The organism is Limnochorda sp. L945t (assembly GCF_035593305.1).
Lineage (GTDB): Bacteria > Bacillota > Limnochordia > Limnochordales > Geochordaceae > Carboxydichorda > Carboxydichorda subterranea.
Genome location: NZ_CP141615.1, coordinates 2,034,738 through 2,048,966, shown reverse-complemented (window position 1 = coordinate 2,048,966; position 14,229 = coordinate 2,034,738). Strand labels below are relative to the sequence as shown.

General features: G+C 66.6%; 7 protein-coding genes, 1 pseudogene and 1 CRISPR repeat array. All 8 genes and pseudogenes read right to left on the bottom strand.

The genetic code is table 11. The annotated features are described in order from the left end of the window. Entirely contained in the window at positions 1–1,491 is a 1,491-nt protein-coding gene (casA, locus tag U7230_RS09530; protein ID WP_324715609.1) for a type I-E CRISPR-associated protein Cse1/CasA, read from the bottom strand. Positions 1,492–1,702: 211 nt separating this feature from the next. Continuing rightward, positions 1,703–3,688 carry a CRISPR-associated helicase Cas3' gene (gene cas3 / locus U7230_RS09525; protein ID WP_324715608.1) on the bottom strand — a complete coding sequence of 662 codons (1,986 nt, stop codon included), beginning with the start codon at positions 3,686–3,688 and terminating at the stop codon, positions 1,703–1,705. 114 nt (positions 3,689–3,802) lie between these two features. Beyond that, positions 3,803–4,447 (bottom strand): annotated as a pseudogene (locus U7230_RS15510) (CRISPR-associated endonuclease Cas3''); the annotation flags it as partial. Between the two features lie 143 nt (positions 4,448–4,590). Further along, positions 4,591–8,797: a CRISPR direct-repeat array (repeat unit 29 nt; unit sequence CGGTCCACCCCCACACGCGTGGGGAGCAC). 84 nt (positions 8,798–8,881) lie between these two features. Then, positions 8,882–9,166, bottom strand: coding sequence for a type I-E CRISPR-associated endoribonuclease Cas2e (cas2e, locus tag U7230_RS09520; RefSeq protein ID WP_324715607.1), 285 nt, complete (start codon positions 9,164–9,166; stop codon positions 8,882–8,884). Next, on the bottom strand, positions 9,163–10,116 hold the full coding sequence (cas1e, locus tag U7230_RS09515) for a type I-E CRISPR-associated endonuclease Cas1e (protein WP_324715606.1): 954 nt from the start codon (positions 10,114–10,116) through the stop codon (positions 9,163–9,165). Before cas1e ends, cas2e begins: the two co-directional genes overlap by 4 nt. Positions 10,117–10,305: 189 nt before the next feature. Beyond that, positions 10,306–11,679, bottom strand: a complete 1,374-nt coding sequence (locus U7230_RS09510) for a carbohydrate ABC transporter permease (RefSeq protein WP_324715605.1) — start codon at positions 11,677–11,679, stop codon at positions 10,306–10,308. A gap of 2 nt (positions 11,680–11,681) precedes the next feature. Further along, entirely contained in the window at positions 11,682–12,824 is a 1,143-nt protein-coding gene (locus U7230_RS09505; RefSeq protein ID WP_324715604.1) for a carbohydrate ABC transporter permease, read from the bottom strand. Between the two features lie 135 nt (positions 12,825–12,959). Next, a complete protein-coding gene (locus U7230_RS09500; RefSeq protein WP_324715603.1) occupies positions 12,960–14,219 on the bottom strand; it encodes an ABC transporter substrate-binding protein in 1,260 nt (419 codons plus the stop codon). Positions 14,220–14,229 lie beyond the last annotated feature (10 nt).

The window sequence follows — 14,229 nt, the reverse complement described above, 5'->3', positions numbered from 1 at the left end:
TCACCTCCCTTTCAATGCGGCAAAGGCTCCGACGCACCGACGCTCTCCAGCCTCGATCGCCCTGAGGTGCCTCGAATGCGTGCCGACCGTCCGCACGGTCTGCTCCCAGGCAAGCCACATGGTCTTCGAAATGCGGTCGATCCACGCATCGTACGCTTCATCCACCCCTTTGTGGGCCACGTCGTCGAGGTAGGCCGAAAACGCCGTTTCCAGGGAGGACCAATACGACGACATGAGGGGGAGACTGTGGAGCAAACGGCTCACTTCCTCCGCCGGAGGCTCACGACCCGCGGGAGAGAGAAGGGCCCGGGCCAGCACATAGCCCGCGGCCCGCAATTGGCTACCGCTTTCGTTGGCCACGCTGACCGCCTTCCGAATGGCCGCTGCGGCGTGTGCATCGAGGGCCTGCAAGGGAAACGGGTAAGTCTCCCGCCGTGTCGAAAGCACCTTAGCTTGGTCCGTTACCTGGCCCAGTACCGACACAGGCACCAGCAGTGCAAGACGGTCCGTCTCGAGCAGAAGGCCGCGTGCCTGCTCGAGTACGTTGGGCACTCTGTGGGTGTCCCCCGGAAGGAGGGACTCGAAATCTCGCCAGAAGGCTCGATCCCGACTCAAGCGCACAGGCCTTTCCTGGCCTGCGTCGTCCTTGGAGTAGGCGCACATGGGATCCCAGTAGGGCTTGTCTTGTACCGGTAGCACCCCGGGGCCGTAGGCGACATAGCGTACCACAGCATCGGACTCCGGCAGCAACCGTACGGACCTTGAGAGCCACGTGTAGACTCTCGTGCGACCCTGCACGCTTGCTTCTGTCCGGTGGCCCTCCACATCACGGGCGCGGTAAGGTGGACCCTCCCAGATGGGAACGTCACCGAAGGGGTCGTATGGGGGCATGCCCAGGAGGAGCGTCTCGAAGAGGGTTTGCCCGAACGGGAGGAAGACGGCCGAAGTTGCGAGCGGCGCCGCCTTGCCCGAGGTCACGCCCATCCTCTTGATGAGCCCGCCTGGCGTGAAGGCCTGGTGAATCACTAAAGCCCGGGCTGCGTCGGCCGGGGCGGCCGGCGGAGGTGCGCTGTCGAGCGTGTGGTCGAAGAGGGTGGGGTTGTTTCCGGATGACAGCTCGGGAAGCAGCTTCGTCCACGGAAGAGGTTGGTCGGTTGGAAGGTCCGCTACCTGGAAGAACGGGAACTCCGGGTGGAAGAGGTCGAAGCGGTCGGCAAAGGCTTCGAAGTAATCTTCGAACGGCGCCTCCGGAAGGTGGCCCTGATAGAAGAGCTCAACGGATTCCTCGAGGCTGCGGGGCCCCTTCAGAGCTCGATGCCCGACTGCGAACAGCAGGCGGTAAAATGCAGCCTCGGCCAGGGGAGACGGGTCTTCGATCCGGCGCAGGCGATGAGCGTGCAGGAGAGCGTCACGAAGGCCTACGTGCAGGAGTTGTTCGTGGAGGTCCCTGACCGGGATCCAAGGCTCTGTCAGCAGGTTGAAGTGAGGCACCGACTTGCCTCCCCCACTTATGCAAAGAGGCTTTGCTGAGCTTACCACTCATTGGGAGAAGAAGAATACGGTCTCATTCTACAGGCAGGCCTGGGAGCGGTCAAGCCAGAGAACGAAGTATTTATGTAGACCGCCCCCACGGAGTGGGGAATCAGGCGACCTCGGCAGCGGGCCGCCCACAAATACGGGCCACCCCCTTCACGAGGGGACCTCATGGTTCGTAGACAACGCCGAGCTCCGGATCGAGCCGTACGACCGTGCGGCCGATCCTCGCCCTGCCATCCAGGAGCTCGAGTACCCGCATGCGACGCAGCAGAGGATGTCTCGCCCAGCCGGCAGGTGGTTGAGTCTTCACGAGTGCCCGATAGACTTCCGGCCGGCCGAGCCTGACCGACCGCAAGAAAAGCCTCAGAGCTTGCTCGTTCTCCGGTACCTCATCCGTTTGTGCCGGGCTCACGCCGGCAGCATCGAGAGCAAGGCGGTTGCCCACCCTGTGGAGGGGTATCACCATCACCGAGGGCTCCCCGTACCTGGTAAGCGGCGTCTGGCTGACCGGGGTTTCCTCGTCGTCATCCAGGTCAGACAGAGCCAGGATGTCCGTAGGTACGTCCGCCAGGAGTTCGCTGGGGTTGCTGATAGCCGAGTGGTGAGCCCAGGCCCGTTGGTCGCTTTGTTGCCGCTCGCACAGAGAGCGAGCCTCCTCGAACCAGGCGGCCATGTCGGGTGGAAGGTTCCCAGGAATGGGGGCGTCATAGACCTGCTCCACGAGAGCCTCCAGGTCTTCGGGGATGCGCACTATCTGCGCTCTGCGAAGGGCCCACCAGCTCATCAGCAAGACATACGGAGCGTAGACCTTGTCCCAGTGTTCGGACTCCAGGTCAGGAGGCGCTTCGGCCAGCCCGGCCACCCACAGACGTGGGCTGGCGTGAGCGGCAGGTCGAGACCAGCCCATCGCCCCGCCAAGGTACTTCGACAGGGCCGCGAGGTCGAACCGGTGAAGCCTCCCCGCACGCTGCAGCACTAGATCCATGGGAGCAAGGTCGGTCACCATCGCGTCGAAGTCCAGGTCGAGGCTCTGCTCGACCACTTGCGTGGCGACGAGAACGGCCCGGTGGGGCCTCGTCCCTGTCGCATAGCCCTCCTTTCCGAAGCACCGAATGAGGAACTCTTCGCGCTTTTGGCGCTCTGCGGCAGGGTAACGGGCATGCAGGAGGTAGACAGGGATCCCGGCGACCTGTTTGCCCAGCCGGATACCCTGGTCCTCGATGGCCTCTCCCGGGCCCAAGGCCTGATAAAGACGCTGGGCCCGATCCACGGTGTTGACGATGCAAGCCAGACATCCTCCGTCTCGAACCTCATCCAGCAGGCGGGGGGCCAGCTCCCGCAGGTCTCGCGGAGCAGACCCAACCGCCAGAGCCCTTGACGGAAGCCCCAGTACCTGCAGGGAGCGTGCCTCGGTACCCTGAGCGATGGTGATTCGAGGATATGGGACGTCCTCGTGAGGAGGTTCGACCGCATACGCCTTGAGGATCGCGTTGCGCCGGGATCTTGGTAGCGTGGCACTCATCACGATAGCGGAAGAGCCTAGAGTCTTCAGCCACCGGAGCAACGTCTCGACGAGCCCCGAGGTATATGCATCGTAGGCGTGTACCTCGTCGAGGACAACGGTACGATTGGCCAGCCCCCAGAGCCGCACGAAGTGATGGCGCACGCGCAGGACGCCCAGGAGTGCCTGATCCACGGTACCAACCCCATATTCGGACAGCATCGCGCGTTTTCTTGCGCTGAACCACGTCCGTGCAACGACTGCAGCCTCCGGGTCCCGCTGGACGTCCCCTACCTCGTATGGCTGGATGGCCCGGTATTGGGGGTTGAGAAAGGCGGTGCCGTGCTGGAGTTGCAGGTCGAACGGCGTTGCGCGAGGCCCCATGCGCTGCAAAAAGTCCTTGAGCCGAGCGAACATCCCGTTGCCCGTTGCCATGGTAGGGAGCGCGACGTAAAGCCCGCGATGCCCCAGCACCTGCTGCAGTTCGGTGTGGGCGTATAGGGCGGCCTCGGTCTTACCCGTACCCATGGGAGTCTCTATCAGCAACAAGGTGGGCTGTCCCAGTCCTGTCACTGCCTGAGCGATGGCGCGTTGGAGCGGATTGGGAGGGAACGCGAAGATGCGGTCGAACCGCACACGTTCGTCAAGCAAGGGCGTTCTAGGTCGCCAACCTATTTCGGTGAGAGCCCGATCTGCGAGTCGAAGGGCCTCCTGCCAGTATTCGCAAGGATCCTCGAGCTTTCGGCCCCACTGGAAGAAGCTTGGGTCGGACGCGACCCAGTCGGAAAAACTGGCTAAAGCCATGATCGCCACGGACGTGGCATCGTCGAGAGTAACCGTTGACGGCGGGCTCTGTACGTGCAAGGTACGGAAAAGAAGCTCGATGAGCTCTCGTCGAGCTACTTCCCAATATCCGGTGCCGACCACGTCCGGGTCCTGTGTGAGGACGAGTTCGCTCTTGGTAGCGAGGAAACCGTGGTGCGCAGCAACCGCTCGGGCAATGCTTCTGGCCAGTCTCGGCGCGAACCCCCGCTCTTGGAGCAACCGCCGGAAAAACGCCTCGGTGAGTACTCCGTGAGCTACCCATTCAGAGCCGGCAGACTTGCGAGTCGTAAAGAGAAAGCCTGCGGCTTGTGCTCGTGCCCTGCCCTCTTCCCACTGGGCCTGGAAAACCGGGCTGGCTTTGCCCAAGTCATGGGCACCTGCTACCGCAGCGAGGAGGCGTAGAGCGGCCTCCTCGTCCAAGCCCAGGGCAGTGGCGTACATGCGACGCGTCGTAACTGGTTCTCGCTGCAGCACAGCAAACGTGACCGCAGCGGTGTCCAGCAAGTGTCCCGCCAGATGATGATAGGGGTGTCCCGTCTTAGCCCATAGTGCGAGCAATCCCGGATGAACGATAGCGACCGACATTCCCGGTACCTCCGGTAACGGCCCTCCGTGCCAGGCTGATTCGCCTGACCGGGTCAGTGCTCCTTGAGGTGCTCTCGTGTTTCGGTCGGCCCCACACACGTGGGAAACACTGTTTCCGGCCTATCGGAAGGCCAGCTGTCACTCGGTCCACTCCCATACGCGTGGGGAGTACTCGCGGCCCCACGGCTCGTGGTAGAGCCCCCCCCACACACGCGTGGGGAGCACGCCCTCGCGCTCGACCCGGCGCCTGACCCACTCGCCCCCCCCCCCCCCCCCCCCCCCCCCCACACACGCGTGGGGAGCACGGCCTCGAGCCTGGGCCTCTCCAGCATGTCTACGGTCCACCCCCACACGCGTGGGGAGCACGCGGGCGTCCAGGAGGTACTCCACATTGGCGACGGTCCACCCCCACACGCGTGGGGAGGACGAATTCGATCATGTCCTCGCACTTCTGGCGGATCGGTCCACCCCCACACGCGTGGGGAGCACCTGGCGCTCGCCACGCAGGAGTTCGGTGCCCGCGGTCCACCCCCAGACGCGTGGGGAGCACGTCATGTCGAAGCACGTACCGCAGCTGCATTACGGTCCACCCCCACACGCGTGGGGAGCACGGGATGGAGGTCGGTCATGCGGCCTTTGCCTCCGGTCCACCCCCACACGCGTGGGGAGCACTGAAGCAAGTGACACCTGATATCCCGACTCTTCGGTCCACCCCCACACGCGTGGGGAGCACTTGTCCGCCGCCGCGCACAGGGCTGCCGTAAACGGTCCACCCCCACACGCGTGGGGAGCACGGAGGCGGCCCGCTCCGCTTCGGCCCGCTGCACGGTCCACCCCCACACGCGTGGGGAGCACGGTAGAGTGTGAGGCGCCCGCCGACGATCTGCACCGGTCCACCCCCACACGCGTGGGGAGCACGTGTCGCAGGCAGCTCTTATGGCGGCGCCACGCGGTCCACCCCCACACGCGTGGGGAGCACGCCGACTTGCGCACGCCCCGGAGCTCCTCCATCGGTCCACCCCCACACGCGTGGGGAGCACGTCCCAGGTGAGCGGTCGCCAGGTGCCGCGGGTCGGTCCACCCCCACACGCGTGGGGAGCACGGGAGAATGGGCTGCAGGTGTGCTGGCATCGGCGGTCCACCCCCACACGCGTGGGGAGCACCCGTCCGGGTCGAGGTAGAACACCCAGGGCTGCGGTCCACCCCCACACGCGTGGGGAGCACGATTGCAATGGCGGTGCGGGCGAGCCTGGAGGGCGGTCCACCCCCACACGCGTGGGGAGCACGAGATCTCCCGCTCCAGCTGCTCCTGCATCTTTCGGTCCACCTCCACACGCGTGGGGAGCACGAAGAACACCCTTGTCTTGTACGGCTGAGCTACCGGTCCACCCCCACACGCGTGGGGAGCACGCCGTCGTCGACCGGTACAAGGCGGCCATGAGCGGTCCACCCCCACACGCGTGGGGAGCACGTCGTCGCTCCGCCAACGCTTCGGCCTGTTCCGGTCCACCCCCACACGCGTGGGGAGCACGTCGTCGAACCCATCGAGCAGCACCCATCGCCACGGTCCACCCCCACACGCGTGGGGAGCACCGCGTCTGGACCGAAACCTGAAACGTCGTACTCGGTCCACCCCCACACGCGTGGGGAGCACCGCTTGCCGGCGGGTCGGCCCGACGCCACGAACGGTCCACCCCCACACGCGTGGGGAGCACGACGCCGGGAGGCCCTACCATCAACAGGCTGCCGGTCCACCCCCACACGCGTGGGGAGCACCCGCCGCTCGGCACATCTGTCTTGCCGAGCAGCGGTCCACCCCCACACGCGTGGGGAGCACGAATCTCGGGCCGCCCCACGTCGGGCGGCCTTCGGTCCACCCCCACACGCGTGGGGAGCACGTCGGCCCATGCCGCGTAACGGTCGCTCGTCGCCGGTCCACCCCCACACGCGTGGGGAGCACGCAAAAGGCGTCGGTCCCTCGGCTCGGCTCGTCGGTCCACCCCCACACGCGTGGGGAGCACCTGAACACAGCGTTACGCCACTCGACATACTTCCGGTCCACCCCCACACGCGTGGGGAGCACGCCCTCCGCCGCCAGCGTAGCCTTGATCCCGAGCGGTCCACCCCCACACGCGTGGGGAGCACGCGTGGGCCGACATGCTCAACACGCTCGCCCGCGGTCCACCCCCACACGCGTGGGGAGCACGACAGGCTCACGAACACGCATGAGGTGGTCTACGGTCCACCCCCACACGCGTGGGGAGCACGAAGCTCCACGCCAGATCCACCACGCGCTTGCCCGGTCCACCCCCACACGCGTGGGCAGCACGTAGCCAGGCAGCCTCACGAACAGCCACTTGCGCGGTCCACCCCCACACGCGTGGGGAGCACGGCTAACGAAGTTCACACCGCCGCCTCTCTGGCGGTCCACCCCCACACGCGTGGGGAGCACGAAAATCCGGTTCGGCACCAGGGGCCTTTTTCCCGGTCCACCCCCACACGCGTGGGGAGCACGAGAAGAGTGCCTCTACGTCCGAGGCGTCCGCCGGTCCACCCCCACACGCGTGGGGAGCACGAACCTGCGGCCGCCTGTTCCTGGCACCGGGTACGGTCCACCCCCACACGCGTGGGGAGCACTCGCGCGAGGTTCGCGCGCCCGCGGCCCCAGCTGGTCCACCCCCACACGCGTGGGGAGCACGTCCACGCGAGGATAGCCACGAGCGGAATCTGCGGTCCACCCCCACACGCGTGGGGAGCACGCCCGGCTCGTCGAGCAAGATCGGCCCGCCTACGGTCCACCCCCACACGCGTGGGGAGCACGGTCTTCCGGCACGGTCGCAGCATGGCCTTTGCGGTCCACCCCCACACGCGTGGGGAGCACCACTGGCGTGCCATGCCAATAATCTCCATCTACGGTCCACCCCCACACGCGTGGGGAGCACGAGCAGCTCGAAGGGCTGACCAGCCCATCGGCCCGGTCCACCCCCACACGCGTGGGGAGCACGATGCCTTCAAGGTAGCCGCCGCTGGCTTTGGCGGTCCACCCCCACACGCGTGGGGAGCACTACCTCCAAAGGAGGCCGATAAGGCGTGCCAGCCGGTCCACCCCCACACGCGTGGGGAGCACGCGATGACGCTCGCCGCTTGGGCGGGGTCGGCCGGTCCACCCCCACACGCGTGGGGAGCACTCGGATGAGCACCCGGCGCCCGTACCGCTTCGCGGTCCACCCCCACACGCGTGGGGAGCACGACGGGACGGGGGCGACCGGCTCGGGCGTCTCCGGTCCACCCCCACACGCGTGGGGAGCACTGGCCGATGGGCTCTCTCGGCTTCGCAAGAAGCGGTCCACCCCCACACGCGTGGGGAGCACTCCCCCCATCGCCACCACAATCTCCCGCTGTCCGGTCCACCCCCACACGCGTGGGGAGCACGCGTTCTTGGCCAGAAGCGTCAGGTGGAAGTCCGGTCCACCCCCACACGCGTGGGGAGCACTTGCTCGACGCCCGTAACCAGGGCACCCTCACCCGGTCCACCCCCACACGCGTGGGGAGCACCGAGACTGGGGCGGTGCTCTCTCGTCGGCAGACGGTCCACCCCCACACGCGTGGGGAGCACCGAGACTGGGGCGGTGCTCTCTCGTCGGCAGACGGTCCACCCCCACACGCGTGGGGAGCACCCTGGCGTCCGGCTTTCCCCAGGCGCCCTGCGCGGTCCACCCCCACACGCGTGGGGAGCACGACGACCTCATAAACCGGATGGCCGAGCATGACGGTCCACCCCCACACGCGTGGGGAGCACGATCCCGCACTCCTCATAGTCCCGCTCGGGAGGCGGTCCACCCCCACACGCGTGGGGAGCACTCAGTGGGACCAGGTCGCCGGGAAGCCGGTTGCGGTCCACCCCCACACGCGTGGGGAGCACCGTTGGCGGGCCGTCCCACAGCGGGCACCCGGCGGTCCACCCCCACACGCGTGGGGAGCACGCGGCCATACGTCCAGCACTTGGTGTTGCCCTCGGTCCACCCCCACACGCGTGGGGAGCACCGAAGCGGCCTTAAGAGCGTCGCATCATGCGGCGGTCCACCCCCACACGCGTGGGGAGCACGCGCTCCAGAGGCGCCGTGATCTGCGCCCTGACGGTCCACCCCCACACGCGTGGGGAGCACGTCCATCCGGATGGCCGAGATCGCCCACCGCACCGGTCCACCCCCACACGCGTGGGGAGCACGCTGACTGGCAGCGTGACCATTGGAACTCAGGCGGTCCACCCCCACACGCGTGGGGAGCACCGCTCCTCAGGTGTCACAGCGTCCTCAGACTTCGGTCCACCCCCACACGCGTGGGGAGCACACTAACCAAACCGTGTGATGGCAAGGCCACCCCGGGAAAACACCCGGTTAAGTGCACGGGCCCTTGGCTGTAGCGGGTTCGGACTCAAGAGTCGGTGGGGATCCGAACGAGCTGAAGCCCGTCGAAGTCGACGATTTGTCTCGACGGAATGCCATAGGAGCGTATTCGGAAACCTTGCTCGTTGGCCGCATTATGCACCAATAGGCACCCGTAACGCTCTTCTGCCTCATTACATATGCGGCTCCACAGGCGCTCCCGAACCATGGCCGATACCGTACCGACGAACACCCCTGCCTTGACCTCGAGGAACCATCGCGAAAGCTCGCCTCGCAGTCCCGGTTTGACCCGTTCGAGAATGAGCACCGTCACGGGTGTTCCCCCTCGCCCTGTGCGAAATTCCTGCCGCCCCGGACGGCACCCGTCGCAGGATCCCAGAGCTCGCCCGGGGCGGCGGGCTCGGAGTCGACATCCGTCTCGATGCCGGTAGACCTCTGGTCGGGTAAGTCGAGGATCTCGTCGAGGTCTGAGACGATACGGCCCAGCAAATGCTGCTCGTGAAACACATCCCGGCACGCCCGGCGCACCCGCGTTTCCAATTGGTCAGTGCCTTTGCTCGCCTCTGCAAATGCGACCGGGATGGTCGTCTCCGTTTTGTAGAGGTCTGCAACGTCGTACACGAAGGAGAGCATCTTGCCGGTATGGATGAACCCAAGACCGGGAGACAGGCCTATGGACACGATGGCCGCGTGACACACGCCATAGAGGCAACTGTTGGCGACCGACAAAGCCCGATTGAGGGGATCAGCCTGCATCCACCGCTGGCGGTCGTAATACCGGCCTTTCCATTCCAGACCATATTGCTGGCTTAGCCGCGAGTACGTGCCACGGACCCTGGCCCCTTCCAATCCACGGATTTGCCGCAGCGTAAGGTCCGGAGACAAAGGCTCCTCGAACCGCTTCTGATACAGCCGGAAGACGACCTGCAGTCTCAGCTGGGGGTCCGACACCAGTCGCGCCTGATGGATAAGCGCAGCAGAGCTGCGGGTTTCCCCCATCCCCTGAGCGTAAAAGCGGATGCCGGACTCGCCTACCCAGGCGACCAGGCACCCGTTGTCCGAGAGGGCCACGACGGCCGCGTGCGTGAGCGTCGTACCGGGCCCGACCATCAGTAACGCAAGGGTTGCGCACGGAACGGGGACTCGCCCGTCTTGGTCGTGGATGACGATAGCCTGGTCCGAGCGGTCGATACGGGCGTGTTCGACGTAGAGATAGGTCCAGCCGTCGCGAACCTTGGGGAGTACGTGCAGATCCTTGGGCACGTTCCTCCACCTCCCGACCAACCCGGACCGATGGCGTCACCCCGACGGCGGCCGTCGTTATCGCTGTCCCGGCTGTTTGTCCAACGCAGCTGGTTGCGAAAGCCAAAGAAGAGTTCGACGTCTTCTAACCGTTTCCTGCTGATCTGCCGCCGCATCCAAGCTCTCCCCGCTCCGAGGAGCGGGCGGTTTCTACCCCTTCAACCCGCTGAACGAGATGCCCTCCACGAAGTAGCGCTGGAAGACCACGAAGAGCACCACGATCGGCAGCGCCGAGACCACCGCCCCGGCCAGGAGCGGTCCCCAGTCGAAGGCCACCCCGTACGTCCGCCGGAACATGAGGAGCCCCACCGGCAGCGTGAACTTGTCCTGGGGCGATGTGAGCACGACCAGGGGCCAGAAAAACTCGTTCCACACCCCCTGGAACGTCAGGATGGTGAGCGCCCCGAGCGCAGGCCTTGCCAGCGGCAGCACCACCCGGTAGAACGTCACGAGCGGGCTTGCGCCGTCGATGCGCGCCGCTTCGTCGAGTTCCCTGGGCAGCGACTCGAAGAACTGCTTCATGATGAACACGGCGCTTGCCCCGACGAGCCCGGACAGGATCAGCCCCGTGAAGCTGTTGAGCAGCGTCGGCATCCCCCACAGCCTCGACAGCCCGAAGATCCCGTCCCGGAGCACCAGGTAGTTGGAGATGAAGGTCACCTGCCCCGGTACCATCATCGAGAAGAGCATGACCAGGAAGACGGCCTGCCGCCCGGGGAAGCGCAGGCGGGCCAGCGCGTACCCGGCGAGCGACGCGAACGCAAGCGTCGTAAGCACCTTGACCACGGCGATCCAGAGGGAGTTGCCGATCCAGGTGAGGAAGAGGTTCTTGCCCGTGGTGCGGCTGTAGTTTTCCCGAAAGACGCGGGTGTAGTTGTAGAGCACGTACGGGATCACGCCCGGCGTGATGCTGTTCCAGCTCTGCACCCGCCCCAAGCGCTCCACCCGGTTGGGCGAAAGCGTGGCCCCGACGAACTCGTACCCCCGCGGCACGAGCACGTCGAGCGGCAGCCGGTCCACGGTCTCGTCGCCCGTATGCCGCACCGTGAAGCGCCACGTGACCACCACGCTGCCGTCGGTGTGCACCAGCCGCGAAGCCACCTCGGGCGGGCTCACCTCGGCAAAGTCGGAGGCGAACGGCCCCAACCTCACCGCCCCCGCTCCCGCTCCCGGCACCCGGCGGGGCACGCGGACATCCGGCGTCGTGATACCTTGTGCGGCCGCCTCGGGCGTGACGCGATAGGTCACTTCGAACGGCACGACGGCGCCGGGTGCGAACGCGCCAAACCACCCGCTGCCTCCGCCGAGCTTGCCCAGGCGGTAGGCCGCGGCCCAGTTGCGCGGCTCGAGCTGGGGCGGGTCGAGGCGCGGCGGCCATTCGGTGGGGTTGTCTTTGAGGCTGGAGAGCACGGCAAAGAGGAAGGGCCCGATGAAAAGGAGCGAAAAGGCGAGAAGCAGCAGGTAGACTGCTCCGGCTCGGGCCCAGCGGCGGCGGGCCAGGGCGGCTGCATCGGGTGACGGCATGGTCAGCGCTCCACCACCTTTCGCTGGATCAGCACCACGACCAGCGTGAGCACCGCCAGGATGACCGCCCCTGCGGAGGCTGCGCCGATCCGCGGAAGCGCCCCTCCCGGGAAGACGTTGTTGTACACGTAGTAGGCCAGGGTGATGACGGACTCGAGCGGCGCCTGGTCGCCGATGATGGCCACCTGGTCGAACATCTGGAGCGTCCCGATGAGCCCCAGCGTGACTACCAGGAAGCTCACGTGGCGCAGCTGCGGCACGGTGATGTGCCGGAACTGCTGCCAGGGCGTGGCGCCGTCGACCGAGGCCGCCTCGTAGAGCTCCCTGGGGATGTCCTGCAGCCCTGCCAGGTAGAGCAGCATGAAGGTCGGCGCCGTCGTCCACGTATTGAGCATCATGATGGCTTCCAGCGGGATGGGCGCGCCCCAGTCGGGAAAGCGCCGGCGGGTGTTGAGCCAGGTGATGATGACCGGCTCCTGTCGGGGGAACGCCCGCACGACCCCCGCGGCGGCCAGCCCGGCCGTCGCTGCGGCGGCCACCATCATGGCGACGACGAGCAGGCTCGGCTCGAGCACCGAGGCGGGGAGATGGCGCCGCCGCTCGGCAATGACGAGTGCCGCCTGCACCAGGGCCGTGAGGGCCAAAAACGCCAGCAGCATCTGCCAGTACGTCGCCGCCAGGGTGAGGAGGTAGTTCATGACCCCCGTTCGCTGGAAGAGCCAGATGAAGATGAGCGTGATGACGATGCTGGAGGTCACGCTCGGCATGTAATAGGCGGCCCGGAAGAAGGTGATGCCCTTCAACTTCTGGTTGAGCACCAGGGCCAGCATGAGGGCGAAGACGGTCTGGGCCGTAGTCACGACGGCGGCGAACGTGAGCGAGTTGGCAAGCGCCGTGAGAAAGCGCGGCTCCTGGAAGATGGCCAGGTAGTTGTCCAACCCCACCCACTGCGGCGGGTGGAAGAGGTCGTAACGGGTGAAGCTGAAGTAGACCGTCCGGACGAACGCGTAAGCGAAGAAGACCACGAGCCCGAAGAGGAAGGGAGCGAGGAAGGCGTAAGCGGTCAAAGCCTCTTGTGCCCGCTCCGTCAACAGCGGCCGGCGAAGCGCCCCCCGGCGGCCGGCCGGCGCCGCTCGTGCCGCCAATCTGCTCACCTCCTGCCGTTTTAGCGGTACCCGTCGCCATGACGGGTGGAGGGAGCCGGGGCGTGCACCCTGCGAAGCCCCTACGGGCCTCACCGGCCGCTCCCCGGCTCCCCCTGAGCGGGGCGGATCCCGGGCTCAGCGGCTCGTGACCTCGTCCAGCGCCTTTTGCGCCTGCTGCAGCGCCTTCTCCACCGTCAGCTCGCCCGTCATGACGCCCGACAGCGCCTCGTTGACCGGCCGCATCCAGGCATCCCCGTACTTGCCGAACTTGAACGGCTGCACGTTGCCGTCCGAGGCTCCCCGGAAGACGATGAGGTTGGCCTCGGCCTCCGGGCTCTTTTGCTGGAAGTACGGGTCGTTGAGCAGCGCCGCACGGCTCGGCAGGGCCAGGCCACGCCGCAGGACCCACTGCTGCGCCTCAGGGCTGGTGAGGGCCTCGAGCACCTTGAACGCGGCCTGCTTCACCTTGGATGCGGCGTTGATGGACCACGAGACGGTGTAGATGAAGTTGCCCCGCTGCTTGGTCGTGGGGTGCTTGGGGAGCAGCGTGGCTCCATAGCGCAGGTTGGGAGCCTGATCCCTGAGGAAGCCGAGGATCCAGGCGCCCTCAAAGGCGGCCCCTACCTTCTCGGTGGCCAGGGCCCCGCCGCCCCAGCCCTGGCCGAGGTCGGCCGGGAGCACGCCCACCTTGTCGCGTACCAGGCCGGTGTACCAGCGGAACGCCTCCACGAACCCGGGCTGGGAGAGGTCGCTCCTGCCCTTCTCGTCGAACAACTTGAAACCGGCCGCGTAGGCGAACGCGCCAAACCTGGCGAACTCCGGCGTTGCCGCCACGCCGTAGATCCCCTCCTGCGGCCGGCTCAGCTTGCGCAACTTGGCGACCAGCGTGTCCCAGGTGTCCGTCTCGTTCGGGTAGGCGACCCCGGCGTCATCGAAGAGATCCTTGTTGTAGAACAGCGCGAGGGTGTTGAAGTCTTTGGGGATGCCGTACACCTTGCCCTTGTACGTGAACGCCTGGAGCAAATTGGGCAGGATGTCCTGCTTGTGGAGCACCTTGGAGCGGGCGAGGTAGTCGTCGAGAGGCTCGATGCGGCCTGCCGCGATCAGCGGCTCGGCCCAGAAGATGTCCATGTAGAAGAGATCCGGGGCCGTGCCCGCCGAGAGGCTGTTGGTGAGGAAGCCCGCGAAGTCCTCCGCGATGGGCTCGTACTTGACCTCGATGCCTTCCTTCTCCACGACCGGCTTGACGAAGCGGCTGATGAGCTCCTCGACGATGGCGATGTCCGTGCCGCCCCACCCGGAAACCCGCACCACGGTAGCGGCCAGGGTGGGGGAGGCCAGCAGCGCGACCACGATCCACGCCAGGACGAGACGCGACCCGATGCTCCTGCGCACGCGACAGCCA

Coding starts and splice junctions, on each gene's coding strand:
- U7230_RS09510 (WP_324715605.1), bottom strand. CDS start 11,679: ATGCCGTCACCCGATGCAGCCGCCCTGGCCCGCCGCCGCTGGGCCCGA.